Below are 19,215 nucleotides of genomic sequence, written 5' to 3' on the forward strand. Positions count from 1 at the left end.
TGGGCCATCTAAAGGGGCAAGCAGCACGGAGCACCCCATGAAAATCGCCTTTCAGATGGACCCTATTGGGGACGTAAATATCAACGCCGACAGCAGTTTTCGCCTCGCAGAGGAAGCACAGGCGCGCGGTCATCAACTGTTTTTTTACACGCCGGATCATCTGGCCTATCAAGAGGGGCGGATCACCGCACGCGGGCATGATTTCACCGTGCAGCGGGTGCAGGGCAATCACGCGCAACTTGGGCCAGAACGCGAAGTGGATCTGGGGACTTTTGATGTGGTGTGGCTGCGTCAGGACCCGCCCTTTGACATGCACTACATTACTTCAACGCACCTGTTGGATCGGCTCAAAAAGACAACGCTGGTCGTCAACGACCCGTTCTGGGTGCGCAATTATCCTGAAAAACTCATGGTGCTGGACTTTCCCGACCTGACGCCGCCGACAACCATCGCCCGCGATCTGATCACCATCAAGGCGTTCAAGGCCAAACACGGCGATGTTATCCTGAAGCCGCTTTATGGCAATGGGGGTGCAGGGGTTTTCCGGTTGGATGCCAATGATCGCAATCTGTCATCGCTGCATGAGCTTTTTACGGGGTTTTCGCGCGAGCCGTTGATCGTGCAGAAGTTTTTGCCTGCTGTCTCAAAAGGCGACAAACGCGTCATCCTTGTGGACGGTGTTGCGGTTGGCGCGATCAACCGCGTCCCTGCCGAGGGCGAGACGCGTTCGAATATGCATGTCGGTGGGCGGCCAGAAAAAGTCGGCCTGACGGATCGCGATCTGGAGATTTGCGCAGCAATCGGACCGTTGCTCAAGGAAAAGGGGCAGGTGTTTGTCGGGATTGATGTGATTGGCGACTACCTTACCGAGATCAACGTGACATCACCGACCGGCATTCAAGAACTTGAAAGGTTCAACGATGAAAATATTGCCGGCAAGATTTGGGAGGCGATCGAGGGCAAACTTGCATGAGCCTCCAGCGGTATCTTCTGAATGGGTGGCTGCGCCGGGTTGAAAAACCCCGCATGGTACGCGCCCAAACACCTGAACCGCTGCGCAGAGCCTTTGAATTTCAGGCCAAGCTCTTGTTTCATGCGCCGCGGGGAACCACTCAGCGATGGACAAAATTGGCTCATCTGCCAGCACTCGAGATCGTCCCAAAGCACGTTGCCGCCAACCCCCTGACAATTTTGTATTTTCATGGCGGTGGATTTACATTTGGCAGCCCGCGCACCCATGCGGCAATGGTGGCGCAACTGGCGTATCGTTTGGGTGCCCGTGCGATCTTGCCCCAATACCGCCTTGCTCCAGAGGCCCCGTTTCCCGCCGCCCCCGACGACGCATTGACCGCTTGGAACGCTTTGGTCGCAGCTGGCACAGCGCCGCGGGATATCGTGATAGGCGGGGACAGTGCAGGGGGCGCGCTGGCGTTTGGATTGCTGGCTGATTTATGTGCAAAAGGTGCGGCACTGCCCGGGGCGGTCTTTGGGTTTTCGCCGCTCACAGACATGACCCATAGCGGCGAAAGTTTCCAAAAAAATGCGGATTGTGACGTTTTGCTGCCTGCCATAAGAGCGGACCGCATGGGACAGATGTTCTTGATGCAGCACCCGCCAGAAGATCCAAGGGTCAGCCCAGTTTTTGGGAAATTTGAAGGCGCGCCGCCGATCTGGATTACTGTTGGTGACACTGAAATACTGCATGACGACGCCCTTAGCCTGTCCCAGGTTTGCCAGCGGGACGGCGTCGACGTGACCTTGGTCGAACAGCATGATCTGCCACATGTCTGGCCGATCTTTCACAATATCCTGCCGGAAGCAAAAGAGAGTTTAGACAGTCTGGCGGCGTGGATCAGGCAACAACGGGACCGGCCAGGCGAAAGCTGACCGCTTCGGCGATATGAGGTCGGCGCACAGTTTCTGCGCCTTCAAGATCGGCGATGGTCCGGGCCACACGGATCACTCGGTGATAACCACGTGCGGAAAGATGAAAGCGGTCGGCCACTTTGGTCAGCAATGCGCGCGCCTCGCTGTCGGGGGAGGCGATTTCTTCCAACATATCGCCTTCGGCATCCGCATTTACGGTCATGCCAGTGTGCCCCTCAAATCGGGCGTGTTGAACGTCGCGGGCGAGCGCAACACGCGCCGCAACCTGCGCTGACGTGTCGCCGTTTGGGGGTAGATCCAGATCGGTAAACGCCACAGGTGGCACATCGACCCGCAGGTCAAACCGGTCCATCAGCGGCCCGGAAATGCGGCCCATGTAATCCTCGCCGCAATGGGGAACGCGGGCGCAGGCGCGGGCCGGGTCAGAAAGATATCCGCATTTGCACGGGTTGGCCGCAGCCACCAGCATGAATTTGCAGGGGTATTTCACATGCGCATTGGCGCGGGCGATCATCACTTCGCCGGTTTCGATGGGCTGGCGCAGAGTCTCCAGAACGGCTCGGGGGAACTCGGGAAATTCATCCATGAACAGGACGCCGTTATGGGCCAGCGACACCTCGCCAGGTTTGGCTTGGCGGCCGCCTCCGATGATCGCGGCCATTGACGCGGTGTGGTGGGGTTCCCGGAACGGGCGGGCGCGCGAAATGCCGCCCTCGTCCAAAAGCCCAGCCAGCGAATGGATCATTGACGTGCTTAACGCCTCAGATGCGGTGAGGGGGGGAAGGATGGAAGGCAGGCGCGCGGCCAACATGCTTTTTCCTGACCCTGGCGTGCCGACAAACATCAGATGGTGCCGCCCGGCGGCGGCTATTTCCAGCGCGCGCTTGGCGCGTTCCTGACCTTTGACATCGCGCAAATCACGGGCGTGCGGCGGGTTGGACACTTCGCCCGGTTCCGCAGGGCTTAGAGGGACCTGGCCTGTATAATGACGCACCACATCGCCAAGGCTGGCAGCGGCGATCACCTGCGCGCTGCCAACCCATGCGGCCTCAGCACCAGAGGCGGCAGGACAGAGCAGGCTGCGGTTATGTTCGGCAGCGGCCATCGCGGCGGGCAGGGCACCGACCACCGGAATCAGCGAGCCATCAAGAGAAAGCTCGCCCAGGGCCACAACATTTTGAGTGACATCGTCTGGCAAGATATCGAGAGCCGCCAACAGCGCAAGCGCGATTGGCAGGTCAAAGTGGCTGCCTTCTTTGGGCAGATCCGCAGGGCTTAGGTTGATCGTGATGCGTTTGGAGGGCAACGCAATCGCCATGGAGGTTAACGCGGTGCGCACGCGGTCGCGCGCTTCTGACACTGCTTTGTCAGGTAAACCGACAATCGAAAAAGCGGGCAAGCCTGCAGTCACGGCGCATTGCACCTCGACCATGCGCGCCTCAACCCCCTGAAACGCGACTGTATAGGCGCGTGAAACCATGTCTGACCCTTCACCGTTTATGGTTAATGGGTAGGCAGGGGGTGTTTAAGAATGATTAACGTGGGCGGTAACGGTAAGATTTTTATCTGCCAAATCGTCGCGGCCTCGATCATGCCGCCGGCCAAGGGCGTGTTTGAGTTCCAAAGTTGTAGGGGAAGGGATCATAACTGACCTTTAGCCCCTCAGCGCGCCACTCTTTGAACGCGGGATCATTGATTGTGGTCTTACAATAGCGCCGCGCGGTTTCCGTCACCGGCAGGTCATAGCCGACGATCCGTGCGGCAACAGGGGCATAAAACACATCGGCAAGAGAGTACTGGCCAAAGAGCCATGGGCCATCGGTTCGGGCCTCAGTCCTCGCGTGTGCCCAAAGGAGTTCAATGCGTGCGAGGTCAGCCGATACAGCCCTATCGGCGGCAAAACCAACGTTTACATGTTGCAATTGCATCGGGCATGCACCCCGCAATGCACCAAACCCGGATGCCATGGCAGCACAAAGCCAACGGGCGGTTGCACGCGCGCTGGCGTCTTGTGGCCACAGGCCCGCATCGGGGTGACGTTCGGCAAGCGTTTCAGCCATTGCGAGCGTTTCGCCAACAACCGTGCCTTCTGGCGTGCGCAGTACTGGCACAAGGGAGGCAGGTGCGAGTGGTGCCAAATCATCTGCCATGGTGCCTTTGTAAAGGCCAACCAGATGGGTTCGGTAGGGCAGGTTGAATTTCTCCAACATCAGCCAGCCACGTAAGGACCAGCTTGAGAAGGTGCGATCGCCGATAAAGAGGTCATATGTCATGGGCGCAGATTAGCGGCAGCAAGACCGGGACGGCAAATTCGCAAATGTGCTGCGGACCATCACGGACAGTGATTGATGTGCACGGCTGACCATTGCCCGGCGTCATGATGCAGCTGGGTGACGGACAGGTTATCGATTTTGTGCGATAACGCTTGATGGGCTGTCACCCCAAGCGCGCGCTGCACCTGTGTGAGGATGACACCAAAATGCGCCACGGCGATGATATGGGCGTCTGGCTGTGTATTGTTCAGATAATCGACCACCGCATTGACCCGCGCGGCTGTCTGGTTCCAGCTTTCGCCATCAGGCGGGGCAACATCACCGGGTGTTTCCCAATAGGCGCGGGACAGGTCGGGGTTACGCGCAGCCACATCGAAAAAATGCATGCCGTCCCAGACACCAAAGTGCAGTTCGCGCAGGTCAGGTTCAGATGGCAAACGCTGGCGTTCAGGATGGGCGATGGCATCAGCCGTCGCATGTGCTCGGATCAGATCCGATGAAATGAGCAGTGCCGTTTTTGGCAGATGGTCATTAAGCCGCGCGATCTGGGCTGTGTCGGACAAATCCGCAGGTACATCGCGCCATCCGACAAAGGTTTTCTCGTGGGTGGGGCCGTGGCGGACCCAGTGCCATGTCGTCACGGTAGTTGCCCTTTCAAAACCTGAGGCAATCCGGCGATCACCTGCACGGCCAAATCAGCCTCGGCTGCGAGTGCAATGTTCAGACGCCCCTGCGCCTCGCGAAATTGGCGGGCCAGCGCGTTTTCAGGCACGATGCCATGCCCGACCTCATTTGACACGATGATCCAAGGTGCCGGGCATGTGCGTAAGCCGTCGATCAGAGCGGTTTGCGCAGTGCCCAAGTCAGAGCCATCCAGCATATGATTGCTCAGCCACATCGTCGCGCAATCAATCAACAGCGCAGAATTGGCATCAATTCCTGCCAATGCAGGTCCAAGGTCAAGCGGTGCCTCGATGGTTGTCCAGCGATTGTCGCGCCGGGCACGGTGAATGCCGACACGGGCGCGAACCTCTTCATCAAACACCCGGCCCGTTGCGATGTAAGTCATTGGTAAGGCTGATGTTTCCAAAAGCGCTTCGGCCCAGGCTGATTTGCCCGAGGCCGCCCCGCCTAGAACGAAAGTGCGCCGTGGCAACATTTTTTCACCTATTAATTGAACCATTTGCCTGTCTGATGCGTATCTATCTCAACAGAACATCGCAAGATGTGCTACTGGATCAGGGGAAAATTTCGATGACTTTGCAAACTGCACAGGACTTTTCACTGACACGTACGGCAATGAAAGCAGAGATGCTTGACGCGGATACGGAGTTGAAACTGGCTTACGCGTGGCGTGATCAACGCGACGAGGCATCTTTGCACCGCCTGATCAACGCCTACATGCGCTTGGCCGTTTCGATGGCGTCGAAATTCAAGCGATATGGCGCCCCTATGAATGACCTGATCCAAGAGGCCGGATTGGGATTGATGAAAGCCGCGGACAAATTTGACCCGGACCGTGGCGTGCGGTTTTCGACCTATGCCGTGTGGTGGATTAAAGCGAGCATTCAGGATCATGTTATGCGCAACTGGTCGATGGTGCGTACGGGATCCACATCATCACAGAAATCGCTGTTTTTTAACATGCGCCGGGTTCAGGCAAGGTTGGAGAGAGAGGCCGCATCAACCGGCGAGACGCTTGATCGGCATCAGCTTCGTCAGATGATCTCGACCGAAATCGGTGTGCCACTGCACGATGTTGAGATGATGGAAGGCAGGCTGTCAGGGTCTGATTATTCACTGAATGCCACCCAATCGGCTGAGGACGAAGGCCGCGAATGGATTGACGCCTTGGTGGATGAGAGTGATCAGGCCGCTGAGAAGGTTGAAGCGAGCCACGATACTGCACAATTGCGCGCTTGGCTGCTGACAGCCATGAAAGCGCTGAATGAACGCGAGCAATTCATCGTGCGCGAGCGAAAATTGATCGACAAGCCCCGTACATTGGAAAGCCTCGGAGAAGAGCTGAGCCTTTCAAAGGAACGCGTGCGGCAGTTGGAAGCGGCCGCTTTTGCCAAAATGCGCAAGTCGCTTGAAGGGCAATCGCAAGAGGTATTCCATTTCCTGATGTGACCAAGGCAGGAGGCGCGCGGGGGCTGGCAGAATTGTGCCGCCCGCATTATGGTCTCGCAATACGCGGACCATGAAAGGGCCTATCATGCTGGCGGGAAAACATATTCTGCTGATTATCGGCGGCGGGATTGCGGCTTTCAAATCCCTTGACTTGATCCGACGGCTGCGCGAACGCGGTGCTGTGGTGACCCCGGTCCTGACGCGGGCGGGTGAAGAATTTGTTACGCCCCTTTCGGTCTCTGCTTTGGCCGGGAATAAGGTTTTCCGTGATCTGTTTGATCTGGGTGACGAGGCCGAGATGGGCCATATCCAGCTCAGCAGGATTGCTGATTTGGTTGTAGTGGCCCCGGCTACAGCGGATTTGATGGCCAAGATGGCGCAGGGGCTGGCCAATGATCTGGCGTCGACCTTGCTGCTGGCGACTGACACACCGGTCCTGATGGCCCCAGCGATGAATGTCCGGATGTGGGAACACTCCGCAACCCAGCGCAATTTGGGGACTCTCAAATCCGATGGTATTTCTGTTGTAGGTCCCAACGATGGGGATATGGCTTGCGGTGAATTTGGCCCCGGACGGATGTCTGAGCCGCTTGAGATTGTTGCGGAGATTGAGGGGCGTCTTGCTGACGGACCGCTTAAGGGCAAAAGGGTTCTGGTGACCTCTGGTCCCACGCATGAACCGATTGATCCTGTGCGCTATATCGCGAACCGATCCTCTGGTGCGCAAGGCACAGCGATTGGTCGTGCCCTGTCAGCTTTGGGCGCAGATGTTGTCTTTGTGACTGGTCCGGCTGACGTGGCACCGCCCGATGGGGTTCAGGTGATCAAGGTGCAAACAGCGCAAGAGATGCTTGAGGCCGTGAATGGCGCATTGCCAGTGGATGCAGCCGTCTTTGCCGCCGCAGTTGCTGATTGGCGGGTCAGCAGCGCCAGCGACCGCAAGCTGAAGAAATCCAATGATGGGCTGCCTGTTCTTACGTTTGCCGAAAATCCCGACATCCTGAAAACGGTCAGTCAGATGAAAAAAGGCAGGCCCGGTCTGGTCGTTGGATTTGCTGCGGAAACCAATGACGTGATCGACAATGCGACCGCCAAGCGTGAGCGCAAGGGATGTGATTGGATCGTTGCCAATGATGTATCAACCGGAACGGGCATCATGGGCGGAAGCGAGAATGCGGTGACCCTGATTACGGCGGATGGATCTGAGGATTGGCCGCGCATGGGCAAAGACGCGGTCGCAGCAAAGTTGGCAGCGCGTATTACTGAGGCATTGGGATAGGTGATTTCACGGCTCCGCCGGAGATTGCGAAGTATTTGGAAGGGATAGAGTGACCACCATCAAGCTGACTTGGGCACAGAATGCTGACCGTTCTTTGGGTCTTCCCCGGTACGAGACACCCGGTGCTGCCGGGGCTGATCTTTGCGCAAACCTGCCGCACGGGTATGTGGTGATCGCGTCGGGTGCGCGGACTTTGATCTCGACCGGTCTGCATATGGCGATCCCGGACGGGTTCGAGGTGCAGATCCGGCCGCGCTCCGGTCTTGCGCTCAAACATGGCGTCACTTTACTGAATAGTCCCGGCACAATCGACAGTGATTATCGTGGGGTGGTTGGGGTTATTGTCCACAATGCAGGATTTGAACCGTTTGAAGTGACCCATGGAATGCGGATTGCTCAGATGGTGATGGCTCCTGTTCTTCAGGCTGCGTTTGCCTTGGTGGAACAACTGGACGATACGGCGCGGGGCGCGGGCGGATTTGGGTCAACCGGCGCATGATGCTTGTCATTATTCTTGCTGCGTTGATCTGGTTTGGCGGTCGGTTTCTGGGTGCACCGCGCGGCGTCCGTGCCGGGATGCTGGGACTTTTGTTCGTGGCCGTGCTTGGCGTGCAGTTTTCCTTCCCTGAGGCACATCCCTTGCGGGTCGCAACCGGTGGCAGTGCGGCACTCTGGTTATTGCTCGCAGGGTTTGCCGGGCTTTTTCTGGGCTATCGACAGTTATTAAGCGCGCTGAGACGCAAGGCCGAAGCACCAGATCCAGAGCCCGTTCAGAAAGGCACGTTTTCTGACACAGAGCTGAACAGATACGCCCGTCACATCGTGCTGCGTGAGATAGGGGGTGCCGGTCAAAGGGCGCTGAAAGAGGCACGTGTTCTGGTGATTGGTGCCGGCGGGTTGGGCGCGCCCGCCCTGCAATATCTTGCGGCGGCGGGGGTGGGGACTATTGGCATCATCGACGATGATGTGGTCGAAAATGCGAACCTGCAACGGCAAGTTATTCACAAGGACCGCGCCATCGGCACGCCCAAGGTTTTTTCTGCCCAAGCCGAGATGCAGGCGCAGAACCCCTTCATCACCGTTCGTCCCTATCATCGTCGATTGACGCCCGAGATAGCGGATGACCTGATTGCTGATTTTGATATGGTGCTTGATGGCACCGATAATTTTGACACGCGATATCTGGTCAATCGGACTTGCGTTGCGATGGGTAAACCATTGATATCCGGCGCACTTAGCCAGTGGGAGGGGCAGCTAAGTATCTTTGATCCGCGTCATGATGCCCCCTGTTACGCATGTATTTTCCCCACGGCCCCTGCGCCCCATCTGGCCCCATCCTGTGCCGAAGCGGGTGTGATTGGCCCGCTGCCCGGTGTCATCGGTGCCATGATGGCAATGGAGGCGTTGAAACTGATCGCCGGTGCCGGTACGCCCCTGCGCGGTCAGATGATCATTTATGATGCACTTTACGGTGAGAGCCGGACGATCACAGTCGCACCGCGCAAGGATTGCCCGGTTTGCGCCAAGGGTCGCACGTGAGCGAATTTGATATAGAGTAATTGCGGTTGAAATTGGCCAAGGCCGGAAGTTGGTCCAGCTTGAATGCGAGTATAGATGCGGATACGATTAGGCAGTCTGAGCTCGTGGATGCCTGCAATCAAACTGGATTAGGTTTGCCGTGGGTTTGTGTGTTATATTCGGAGCTCTAATTGAGCGAGGTATCACAGATGGCTTATGTGAATGGCATGGTAGCGGCGGTACCCACGGCGAACAAGGACGCCTATTTCAAGCTGTGCAAAACAATGGCCCCCATTTTCAAACGACACGGCGCGATCGAAGCGGTGGATTGCTGGGGCGCGGACGTACCGGACGGCGAGGTCACGTCCTTTCCCATGGCGGTCAAATGCAAGGCAGATGAAACCGTGGCTTTTGCTTGGATCACATGGCCTGACAAGGCCACAGCGGATGCCGGCATGCGGGCGGCGATGAGCGACCCTGAAATGGCGAAGGCTGGCGAAATGCCATTCGATGGCAAGCGCCTGATATTCGGTGGATTTGAAAAAATTACCTGAGGCACTTTCGCTGCTTCCGATTGCAACCCTTTGGACTGGCCCTTAGCTAGAGGCCAAAGGAGATCTGCATGAAAAATCCGTTGCTGCAAGATTGGGAAACGCCGTTTGGTATGGCCCCTTTCAACACCATTTCTGACGAAGATTTCGCGCCCGCGCTTGACGTTGCATTGGGTGCCCACACCGCTGAGATCGCCGCGATCTCTGACAACCCTGAAGGGCCAACCTTTGCCAATACCATCGAAGCGTTAGAGGCTGCGGGGACTGACCTGGACAAGGTGTTGGGCGTGTTTTTCACCGTGGCAGGGGCCGATAGCAATCCTGTGCGTGAAGATTTGCAGCGCGCGTTCTCACCAAAGCTGGCTGCGCATTTTTCGGAGATTTCGAGCAACAAGGCGCTTTTTGCGCGGGTTTCGGCCGTCTGGGAGGCGCGTGAAACGCTTGATCTGACAGACGAACAGGCGCGGGTTCTTATGCTGACGCATCGCGGTTTTGTTCGGGCGGGCGCGGCCCTGACGGGGGCCGATGAGGCGCGAATGAAAGAGATCAAGGGACGGCTCGCGGTTCTGGGTACACAATTTACGCAGAACCTATTGGCGGATGAGCGGTCCTGGTCCATGTCACTGGCCGAGGATGATTTGATCGGGTTGCCAGATTTCGTTGTGGATGCGGCCCGGGCGGCGGCCGCTGAATTGGAATTGGGCGGTCCGGTGGTGACCTTGTCGCGATCCTTGATTGTCCCGTTCCTGCAATTCTCGCCACGCCGCGACCTGCGCGAAAAGGCATTCCGCGCCTGGGAAGCGCGGGGTGCAAATGGCGGCGATACTGACAATCGGGCCATCGCTACAGAAACCCTGAAACTACGTGAAGAGCGAGCCAGGCTTTTGGGTTATGCAAGTTTTGCGGACTACAAGCTGGAAACGGAAATGGCCAAGACGCCTGATGCGGTTCGTAATCTGTTGATGTCGGTATGGGAGCCTGCGAAAACGCAGGCCAATGCGGACGCCGCGGTGCTGACGAAGATGATGCAGGACGATGGGGTTAACGGCGATCTGGCCCCATGGGACTGGCGCTATTACGCCCAAAAGCGGCGGGCGATTGAACATGATCTCGATGAGGCCGCGCTGAAACCTTATTTTCAGCTCGACCGGATGATTGATGCCGCATTCACTTGTGCTACGCGCCTTTTTGGTTTGCATTTTGCGCCCCTCGATGTGCCGCTTTACCATAAGGATTGCCGCGCATGGGAAGTCACGCGGGATGGCAAACATGTGGCCGTCTTTATTGGTGATTTCTTTGCACGCGGGTCAAAGCGGTCTGGCGCGTGGTGCTCGGCGATGCGGGCGCAGGCGAAATTTCCCAATGTGCAAACGCCGGTGGTGATTAATGTTTGCAACTTTGCCAAATCGGATCCGGCGTTGTTGTCTTATGACGATGCTCGCACGCTGTTTCATGAATTCGGTCATGCCCTGCATCAAATGCTGTCGAATGTTACGTACGAAAGTGTCAGTGGCACGTCAGTCGCGCGTGATTTTGTCGAACTGCCCAGCCAGCTTTTTGAACACTGGCTGGAGGTGCCTGAGGTTTTAAGCGAATTCGCCACCCACGCGGGTACCGGCGAGGCGATGCCGCGCGCGATGCTGGACAAGGTGTTGGGGGCCGCGAATTTCGATATGGGGTTTCAGACAGTTGAATATGTTGCTTCTGCCCTTGTTGATCTGGCCTTCCATGACGGGGCCGCGCCTGACGATCCAATGGCAAGGCAGGCAGCGGTTCTGGATGAATTGGGGATGCCCGATGCGATCCGCATGCGGCACGCCACCCCACAATTCGCGCATGTGTTCGCGGGGGACGGATATTCCAGCGGATATTACAGCTATATGTGGTCAGAGGTCATGGACGCAGATGCATTCGAGGCCTTTGAAGAGGCGGGTGGCGCGTTTGATCCGGAGCGTGCGGATGCGTTGGAAAAGCACATTCTGTCAACGGGCGGCAGTCGCGATGCAGCAGAACTTTATGTCGCGTTCAGGGGACGCTTGCCAGGGGTTGAGGCGCTGTTGAAGGGGCGTGGATTGGCAGCATAGCTGTGGTTCAGCGTATAATTCAATATCCTAGGGTGCGATCCACCAGATGCAGAAACTCCTGGCCACTTTCGCCACGGCGTACGTTTTCGGCAATGACCTGAGACGCTGTGCTGGCACGGGTTTCCGCGGCAATATGCGGCGTGACAGTGACATTTGGGTGCACCCAGTAAGGGTGGTCTGATGGCAGCGGTTCGACCCGAAAAACGTCCAGCGTTGCATGGCTAATGTGCCTCTTGTCCAACGCGGCCAGCAGGGCGTCATCGTCGATCAGGGGCCCGCGGCCGGGGTTGATGATGCGCGCGCCTTTGGGCATCAGGGCCAGTGTTTCGGCGTTCAGCGTGTTTTCGGTGGCAGGTGTGTCGGGCAGCAGCAACACTGCGATTTCGGCCCGGCCAAGGGCCGCGCGCAGCCCGTCGGTGCCATGCAGGCAACTGACACCCTCAATGTCCTTGGGGCTGCGCGACCATCCCGTGACCTCAAAGCCCAAATTCACAAGAGATTGCGTTACCGCATGACCCAACGCCCCAAGGCCCAGAACGACAACAGACCGTTCTTGCGCCAGTGGCGGCGTGCGCGGTTCCCATAGGGTGTCTTTGCGCAAAACATCAATGTCCATCCCAAGATGGTAGCGCAGCACATGCCCTGTCACCCACTCGACCATGCCTTTGGTCAGGCCCGGGTCCACCATCCGGGCGAGCGGGATGTTCAGCGTTTGATTGCCGACCACGTTTTCCACACCGGCCCAAAGATTGAGCACGGCTTTTGCGCGGGTGAATGGTGCGAAGTCCTGCACGTCACTGTTGGGCGCATAGACGATATAATCGACCTTGTCGGCGCGGATATCCATTGACAGATGCGCATCCAATCCGGCCTGACCAAGTGCCGATTTCAAAGGGTTTTCGTAAGTATCCCAGCGGTCGGGTCTTGCCGCAAAAAGCACATTGATAGGCATCTGTTACCTCGGTCTATGGACATGGGCGGACTGCACCAGCCCAAAGGCCAAGAGCAACACCAGCATCGCGGAGCCCCCGTAGCTTACCAGCGGCAGCGGCACACCAACGACGGGTGCCAGACCCATGACCATCGACATGTTGACGGCGAAAAACAAGAAGAAGTTCAAGGCAATCCCCAAGGTCAGCAGGGATGAGAACCGGTCTTTGTTCATCACCGCCGTTGCGACGCAGAACATGATGATCAGCGCATAAATCCCAAGCAAGGAAATTCCGCCAATGAAGCCGAATTCTTCGGCCAATGTTGTGAAAATAAAATCGGTGTGTTTTTCGGGTAAGAAATTAAGCCGTGATTGGGTGCCCTGCATGAATCCGCGCCCGGTCCAGCCGCCGGACCCCAGTGCAATCTTGGACTGGGTAATATGATATCCCGCCCCCAACGGGTCAGCGGCGGGATCCAGAAACGTATCAATGCGCTTGTACTGATAGTTATTCAGTAGTTGCCAGGCTGTATCGCGGGATTGGAAAACGGCGGTCAGCAGTCCAATTGCAGCGGTCGAAACGACAGCAAAATAGGCCCAATGAACCCCAGCCAAGAACATCAGCCCGCCACCCGCACACAAGAGCAAGATTGATGTTCCCAAATCGGGTTGTTTCAAGACCAAAGCGGTCGGTACCAAAACAAATAAAACCGGCAGCAATACCCAAAAGGGACGAGACACCTTTTTGGCGGGCAGCCAGTCGTAATAGGCGGCGAGAAACATCACCAGCGTGATTTTCATCAATTCAGACGGCTGCAAATCTATGAACCCCAGATCAATCCAGCGCTGCGATCCTTTGCGTTCCTCACCGATGAAAGCGACCGCGATAAGCAAGACAAGCGATATGCCATAGGCAAGGCCAGACAGGTTGCGCCACAGCCAAATCGGGATCAGCGCAACGATGATCATCAGGACCATACCCAGCGCAAACCGCTTTATCTGTGGTTCGGCCCATGGTGTGAACGATCCGCCTGCAACCGAATAGAGCATCAGAAAGCCGATGCCGCACACCGATGCCAACAGCAAAGCCAGCGGCCAGTTTATGAACAGAAATTTGCGAAACCCTGCAGGTACCGATTTGACGGTATATTCAAGATAACTCATGCCTGATCATTTCCATCAATCGCTGCCTGCGGCTTTATCTGGCGCAGCTTTTCTTGTTGGATCTTGATCCGGTCACGGTCGCCCGTCGGATAAGCCTCAAGTGGCGGGTCGCCGCCGGACATTGCCTGCAACAATACGTCCCGTGCAATAGGTGCTGCCGCAGTTGAGCCACCGCCGCCATGTTCGACCAGCACCGAAACGGCGTAACGGGGATTTTCGTAAGGTGCGAAACTGACAAACAGCGCGTGATCGCGGCGTTCCCACGGCAGATCGGAATTCTTTGATACCCCGCGCGCCCGTTCGGCGGCAGTGATGTTGCGCACCTGGCTGGTGCCGGTCTTGCCAGCCATCCGCATGTCATCAGCAATGATCCGGGATCGGTACGCAGTGCCGCGACGGTTGTTGACAACTTCGTACATCGCGCGGCGCATCTTGCGCAGGTTATTTTCATTCATCTCGAGCGGTTCGCCAGCGCCGCTGGGTTGTTCGACCCCATCAATCGACTTCACCAGCCGAGGTGTGATCTGACGCCCCGTAGCGATCCGCGCGCACATCACCGCGAGTTGCAGGGGTGACGCCAGCATGAACCCCTGACCGATTGACGCATTCACCGTGTCGCCAATCACCCAGTCAGCATTGCGGGCCTTTTTCTTCCAGTCTTTGGTGGGGGTCAGCCCGGCCGCAACCGAGGAAAGAGCAAGTTCATGTTTGATGCCAATGCCAAACCGGTTCGCCATCGCGGTTATTTTCTCGATGCCGACCTTTAGCGCGAGATCATAATAATACACATCGCAGGATTGCTTGAGCGAGTTTTCCAGATCGACCCATCCATGCCCTGCGCGTTTCCAACAGTGAAATCTGCGGCCCGCGACCTCCAGATAGCCGGGACAATAGGCGGTATCATCCGGTCCGATCAGGCCTTCTTCCAGCGCGGCCATTGCCGTCATCATCTTAAACGTTGATCCGGGCGGATAGGTGCCCTGGACAGTTTTGTTGACAAGGGGGCGGTACTTGGAATTCAAGAGCGGGTTGTAATCCGCCGACGAAATCCCACCAATAAACAGGTTCGGGTCATAGCTGGGTGCAGAGGCGATTGCAGTGAGATCGCCGTTTTCACAATCAATGAGCACCACCGCCGCACTTTCGCCGCTGAGCCGCGCCTGAACGTAGCCCTGCAACTTGGCATCGACAGTCAATTGCAGGTCGGCACCGGATTGGCCTTCGCGCCGGGCAAGTTCACGCATCACCCGGCCTGTTGCGTTGACTTCGACCTGTTTGGTGCCTGCGGTGCCGCGCAATAACGTTTCTTCACGGGCCTCAACGTTGATTTTGCCAATCTGAAATCGTGGGATGCGCAGCACCTGATCAGGGTCTTCGAGCGCGTCCAGATCCTTTTGGCTGACGCGTCCCACACGACCGACCACGTGGGCAAAATCCGATCCGCGCGGATACACCCGCGTCAGGCCAACCTCGGGCGTGATGCCGGGCAGGGCAGGGGCATTGACGCTGACCTTGCTGACTGCATCCCAACTGACATCATCAATGATTGTCACCGGGAGAAAGGGCGCGGATCTTTTGATTTCGGCCATCGCACTTGCGCGGGTTTCTGGATCAATATCAATGACACTTGCAAGGCGGTCCATGACCAGATCAACATCGCCTGCATCCTCGCGCACCATAACGATGCGATAAGAGGGGACGTTTTGGGCAAGCCGAACTCCATTGCGGTCAAAAATTTCACCGCGCGCTGGCGGGATCAGGCGGATGTTGATGCGGTTCTCTTCAGCCAAGAGGCGAAACTGATCGGCCTGATCGACCTGCAGGTATCGCATGCGGGCAGCCAATCCGCCCATGAACAGCAATTGCGCGCCGCCCAGCAGGGCCGCACGCCGGGTCAGTTTGGCGTGGCTTGCGTCATTTTCGGCGCGATTGCGTCTCATCTCAGCTGTCCCCAATCAGACCCGTTGACCCAAGGCATCCAAATCCCCGGGTGCGGCTTTGCGCACGCGCATAAGGCTATGCGTGATCAAAACGGTCAGCGGATAGAATAGCAGAGTCATGCCCAGTTCCGAAAGGCTTAGCGCCAGTTTGGGCGTTTCGACCAGCGCCAGCGCCATCACAATATGGTTCAACAGTGTAATCGCGATCATAATCGCCCCCACTGTCAGCCATTCAGCGACAAAGTTTGCATCCCGCAACGACCGGGCCCGCGATTTCAGGTTTTCACAGCCAATCAACGCCAACATCGCCCAAAGCCCCGGCGGACGTTGCAACAAGAGATCGGCAAACAGGAATACTAACGCTAACGCGAATGCTGGCACATATTCAGGTCGGCGGAATGACCATGCGCAGGCAAAGCAAAAGATCAGGTCAGGCGCAATCCAGCGCCTTGGTCCTTCGTTTCGCAGCAGCTCTTCCAAGCGAGCCTCTGCGGGGGCGGTGTTTTCCAACGGCAGCAGGCGTGGCGTAAAAAGATCAATGGGCTGTGTATCAAGCGGCAACAGGTGAAAAAACAGAATTACAAAGGCGAGCAGCACAAAGGCCAGCCGCATGGCCCAGAGCAAGGCGGCTGACTGATCGTTCATGGCAGCGTTCCTTCAGTTGCGGGCGGCGCGGGGGTGATGACCTGAGCCGTGTCGGAAACTTTTTCGTGGCCATGATGGCGCAGCACCCGCAGGAATTTGAGCCGTTCATAATCTGCCGCCAATCGCACCCGCAAACGGCCGCCGGGGTCAGCGGCGACTTGGCCGATCAACAATCCAGCCGGAAAGACACCGCCATCACCTGAACTGATCACACGGTCGCCGGGCCGCACCAGATCGGGGTTTTCTAGAAAATCAACAGGTGGGGCTGCCGAATTATCGCCGGCCACAATCGCGCGTTGTCCAGAGGGTTGGATGGTGGCCGGAATGCGGCTGTTGGCATCGGTCAGCAAAATCACCCGCGCGGTGTTTTGTGCAACGCCAGAGATCCGGCCAACCAGACCGATCCCATCCATTGTGGCCCAGCCATCCACCAGACCATCACGTGCGCCGACGTTCAGCAAAACGGATTGACGAAATGGCGAGCCGGAATCGGCGAGAACGACGCCTGTGATGAAAGTCAGGCGCGGATCAAGCCGCACATTGTTCAGATCAAGCAGGCGGGCGTTTTCCTGTTCCAGTTGCAGGGCCGCCTCTTTCCACGCCTGCATTTGACGTAGCTCGCTGCGCAGTTCCTGATTTTGCTCGGCAAGCCTTTGATAACTCTGAATATCGCGCATCAAGTTCACCGTGCCGGTGACAGGGGCCATCGCCCAATCAAGGTTGGGCACCAGACGGTCGGTTATTTGCGCGCGAAAACGTTCCACACGGGGGCTGTCGATGCGCCACAAAAGGAATATGGTACCCAGCGCCAGCGTCAAAACAACCAACAGCAACCGGCGCAGGGGGCCGGTGTAGTCGCTGCTGCTGTTTGAACGGTCCTTGGCCATGGTTTCATGCGCTCCCGCCCCGGATCGGACAAGGGTTCAGCCCTACCTGGGGATTGGCTATTCTAGCCGCGATTAACTGTCATAGTCGATGGCATGGCGCAGTTGTTTTTCAAACTCCAACGCCTTGCCGGTGCCAAGGGCCACACAGTTGAGCGGCTCATCTGCGACCGAAATGGCGAGGCCCGTCTGTTCGCGCAGCGCAAGGTCAAGATCACCCAACAACGCACCACCACCGGTCAGCATCACACCACGGTCGACAATATCTGCGGCCAAATCCGGTGGCGTGGTTTCCAGCGCGGTCATGACCGCCTCGCAAATCTGCTGTACCGGTTCGGCCAAAGCTTCGGCAATCTGTGCCTGTGTCACTTCGATTTCCTTGGGTACACCATTGAGCAGGTCACGCCCGCGAATTTGCATCGATGTGCCGCGCCCATCATCCGGCATGCGCGCCGTACCGATGGAGGTTTTGATGCGTTCTGCCGTGGTTTCACCAACCAACAGGTTCTGCTGGCGGCGCAGATAGCTGATGATCGCCTCGTCCATGCGGTCACCACCGACGCGGACCGAGCGGGCATAGACGATGTCACCAAGGCTCAGCACCGCGACTTCGGTTGTGCCGCCGCCGATGTCCACAACCATGTTGCCGGTGGGGTCGGTGATCGGCATGCCTGCACCAATGGCCGCCGCAATCGGTTCGGCAATCAGCCCCGCACGGCGCGCACCAGCAGAAAGCACAGATTGACGGATCGCACGTTTTTCAACAGGCGTGGCACCATGGGGCACGCAGACGATAATCTTTGGTTTGGAAAAGGTGGAGCGTTTGTGGACCTTGCGAATGAAGTGCTTGATCATCTCTTCGGCGGTGTCGAAATCCGCAATCACCCCTTCGCGCATCGGGCGGATCGCCTCGATGCTGCCCGGCGTGCGGCCCAGCATCAGCTTGGCGTCTTCGCCCACGGCCAGCACGCGCTTGACGCCATCCTTTACGTGATAGGCCACGACCGATGGTTCCGACAGCACGATGCCTTTGCCTTTGACGTAAACCAACGTGTTGGCAGTTCCGAGGTCAATCGCCATGTCTGATGAGAACAGACCGCGTAGGTTTCCAAAAATCGACATGACGAACAGCACCTTGCAAAAATTCTTATTGGCCCGACGACTCTGATCGAGGCGGGCTGCAGCGTCTTATAGGCCGGGTGTGGGCGGGGTGAAAGGGGGGATTGCCACGAGGGTGGCGCGATCTTGCCATTATAGTAGAATAGGGCATCACGGAGGGTATCATGAAAAAAATTCAGGTTTTAGGAGTCCATCACATCACCCTGACGGGGGCTGACAGACAGACCAGTATTGATTTCTGGGAAGGGGTGTTGGGCATGCCGTTCATCTTTGACCAACCCAATCTGGACAACCCGGATGAAGGGCATCTGTACTTTGACCCCGGCGACGGGCGTTTGATCACGATTTTCACGAATGAGGACCGTAAACCGGTACATAACCGCACGCCTACTGACCCCGGTTGTGTCCACCACATCGCTTTTGAGGTGGACCGCGCAATGTTTGATCAGGTTGAGGCGCGATTGACCGCGCGCGGGATCGGGCATTCGGGTGTCAAGGATCGTGGGTTCATGCATTCGATCTATTTCAAAGACCCGCTGGGTTTGTTGATCGAATTGGCGTGCTACACGTTCATCCCTCCACGCGACAGCAGCCACGCCGAGGTGATGCTGGAAGCGCACAAACTTCGGGTTGCCGCCGGGGCCAAGGCGATTGGGCGTGAACATCTGGCCGATGCCGCGATTTCAATCGTGGAACGTCGGCAAGGTACGTTGAGCAGAGATCAGGCGGAAAAGAACGGTTAGATGCGCCTGTCGATTGTCTGACGCATGCCAGTGCATGTTTGCAAGTAGACCCGAAATAGACAGA

General features: G+C 57.3%; 19 protein-coding genes. 9 read left to right on the forward strand and 10 right to left on the reverse strand.

Features of this window, described 5'->3' with window-relative positions; genetic code table 11:
• Positions 1-37: 37 nt before the first annotated feature.
• A complete protein-coding gene (gene gshB, locus ACEWL3_RS13815) occupies positions 38-973 on the forward strand; it encodes a glutathione synthase (RefSeq protein ID WP_386183923.1) in 936 nt (311 codons plus the stop codon).
• Positions 970-1,887, forward strand: a complete 918-nt coding sequence (locus ACEWL3_RS13820; RefSeq protein WP_386183925.1) for an alpha/beta hydrolase — start codon at positions 970-972, stop codon at positions 1,885-1,887. The genes gshB and ACEWL3_RS13820 overlap by 4 nt, the downstream gene beginning before the upstream one ends.
• On the opposite strand, the gene ACEWL3_RS13825 is transcribed toward ACEWL3_RS13820, so the two are convergent.
• The 4 genes from ACEWL3_RS13825 to cobU form a co-directional block, all read right to left on the reverse strand.
• A complete protein-coding gene (locus tag ACEWL3_RS13825) occupies positions 1,853-3,367 on the reverse strand; it encodes a YifB family Mg chelatase-like AAA ATPase (protein WP_386183927.1) in 1,515 nt (504 codons plus the stop codon). The two genes, ACEWL3_RS13820 and ACEWL3_RS13825, sit on opposite strands and share 35 nt — an antisense overlap.
• A gap of 109 nt (positions 3,368-3,476) precedes the next feature.
• On the reverse strand, positions 3,477-4,160 hold the full coding sequence (locus tag ACEWL3_RS13830) for a glutathione S-transferase (protein ID WP_386183929.1): 684 nt from the start codon (positions 4,158-4,160) through the stop codon (positions 3,477-3,479).
• Positions 4,161-4,219: 59 nt separating this feature from the next.
• Positions 4,220-4,801, reverse strand: a complete 582-nt coding sequence (locus ACEWL3_RS13835; protein ID WP_386183931.1) for a histidine phosphatase family protein — start codon at positions 4,799-4,801, stop codon at positions 4,220-4,222.
• Complete coding sequence (cobU, locus tag ACEWL3_RS13840) at positions 4,798-5,319, reverse strand: bifunctional adenosylcobinamide kinase/adenosylcobinamide-phosphate guanylyltransferase (RefSeq protein WP_386183933.1); 522 nt, start codon at positions 5,317-5,319, stop codon at positions 4,798-4,800. Before cobU ends, ACEWL3_RS13835 begins: the two co-directional genes overlap by 4 nt.
• A 95-nt stretch (positions 5,320-5,414) precedes the next feature.
• Here cobU and ACEWL3_RS13845 point away from each other — a divergent pair, with 95 nt between their 5' ends.
• From ACEWL3_RS13845 to ACEWL3_RS13870, 6 genes are all read left to right on the forward strand, one after another.
• Positions 5,415-6,293, forward strand: a complete 879-nt coding sequence (locus tag ACEWL3_RS13845; protein WP_386183936.1) for an RNA polymerase factor sigma-32 — start codon at positions 5,415-5,417, stop codon at positions 6,291-6,293.
• 85 nt (positions 6,294-6,378) lie between these two features.
• Positions 6,379-7,572, forward strand: a complete 1,194-nt coding sequence (gene coaBC / locus ACEWL3_RS13850) for a bifunctional phosphopantothenoylcysteine decarboxylase/phosphopantothenate--cysteine ligase CoaBC (protein WP_386183938.1) — start codon at positions 6,379-6,381, stop codon at positions 7,570-7,572.
• A 49-nt stretch (positions 7,573-7,621) separates the two neighbouring features.
• Positions 7,622-8,071, forward strand: a complete 450-nt coding sequence (dut, locus tag ACEWL3_RS13855; RefSeq protein ID WP_386183940.1) for a dUTP diphosphatase — start codon at positions 7,622-7,624, stop codon at positions 8,069-8,071.
• A complete protein-coding gene (locus ACEWL3_RS13860) occupies positions 8,068-9,111 on the forward strand; it encodes a HesA/MoeB/ThiF family protein (RefSeq protein WP_386183942.1) in 1,044 nt (347 codons plus the stop codon). Before dut ends, ACEWL3_RS13860 begins: the two co-directional genes overlap by 4 nt.
• A gap of 170 nt (positions 9,112-9,281) precedes the next feature.
• Positions 9,282-9,644: a DUF1428 domain-containing protein gene (locus ACEWL3_RS13865; RefSeq protein WP_435001029.1), complete on the forward strand. Its 363-nt coding sequence runs from the start codon at positions 9,282-9,284 to the stop codon at positions 9,642-9,644.
• 68 nt (positions 9,645-9,712) lie between these two features.
• Positions 9,713-11,725, forward strand: coding sequence for a M3 family metallopeptidase (locus ACEWL3_RS13870; protein ID WP_386183945.1), 2,013 nt, complete (start codon positions 9,713-9,715; stop codon positions 11,723-11,725).
• Positions 11,726-11,744: 19 nt separating this feature from the next.
• Here the strand turns inward: ACEWL3_RS13870 and ACEWL3_RS13875 are convergent, their stop codons facing one another.
• The 6 genes from ACEWL3_RS13875 to ACEWL3_RS13900 all read right to left on the reverse strand — a co-directional run bounded on the left by ACEWL3_RS13875 (position 11,745) and on the right by ACEWL3_RS13900 (position 18,411).
• Positions 11,745-12,677 (reverse strand): 2-hydroxyacid dehydrogenase, encoded by a 933-nt coding sequence (locus ACEWL3_RS13875; protein ID WP_386183947.1) that lies wholly within the window; start codon positions 12,675-12,677, stop codon positions 11,745-11,747.
• 3 nt (positions 12,678-12,680) lie between these two features.
• Positions 12,681-13,820 (reverse strand): rod shape-determining protein RodA, encoded by a 1,140-nt coding sequence (gene rodA / locus ACEWL3_RS13880; RefSeq protein WP_386183950.1) that lies wholly within the window; start codon positions 13,818-13,820, stop codon positions 12,681-12,683.
• A complete protein-coding gene (gene mrdA / locus ACEWL3_RS13885) occupies positions 13,817-15,760 on the reverse strand; it encodes a penicillin-binding protein 2 (protein ID WP_386183953.1) in 1,944 nt (647 codons plus the stop codon). The genes rodA and mrdA overlap by 4 nt, the downstream gene beginning before the upstream one ends.
• 15 nt (positions 15,761-15,775) lie before the next feature.
• Positions 15,776-16,405, reverse strand: coding sequence for a rod shape-determining protein MreD (locus ACEWL3_RS13890; RefSeq protein WP_386183956.1), 630 nt, complete (start codon positions 16,403-16,405; stop codon positions 15,776-15,778).
• Positions 16,402-17,292 carry a rod shape-determining protein MreC gene (gene mreC, locus ACEWL3_RS13895; RefSeq protein WP_386183958.1) on the reverse strand — a complete coding sequence of 297 codons (891 nt, stop codon included), beginning with the start codon at positions 17,290-17,292 and terminating at the stop codon, positions 16,402-16,404. The genes ACEWL3_RS13890 and mreC overlap by 4 nt, the downstream gene beginning before the upstream one ends.
• Positions 17,293-17,364: 72 nt before the next feature.
• The gene (locus tag ACEWL3_RS13900) at positions 17,365-18,411 is read right to left on the reverse strand and encodes a rod shape-determining protein (RefSeq protein WP_114879690.1); all 1,047 of its coding nucleotides are present in this window, start codon (positions 18,409-18,411) and stop codon (positions 17,365-17,367) included.
• 161 nt (positions 18,412-18,572) lie between these two features.
• On the opposite strand from ACEWL3_RS13900, the gene ACEWL3_RS13905 reads away from it, so the two are divergent.
• The gene (locus ACEWL3_RS13905; protein WP_386183961.1) at positions 18,573-19,151 is read left to right on the forward strand and encodes a VOC family protein; all 579 of its coding nucleotides are present in this window, start codon (positions 18,573-18,575) and stop codon (positions 19,149-19,151) included.
• Positions 19,152-19,215 lie beyond the last annotated feature (64 nt).

Origin of the sequence: Sulfitobacter sediminivivens (assembly GCF_042611115.2) — a bacterium.
Classification (GTDB): Bacteria; Pseudomonadota; Alphaproteobacteria; order Rhodobacterales; family Rhodobacteraceae; genus Sulfitobacter; species Sulfitobacter sediminivivens.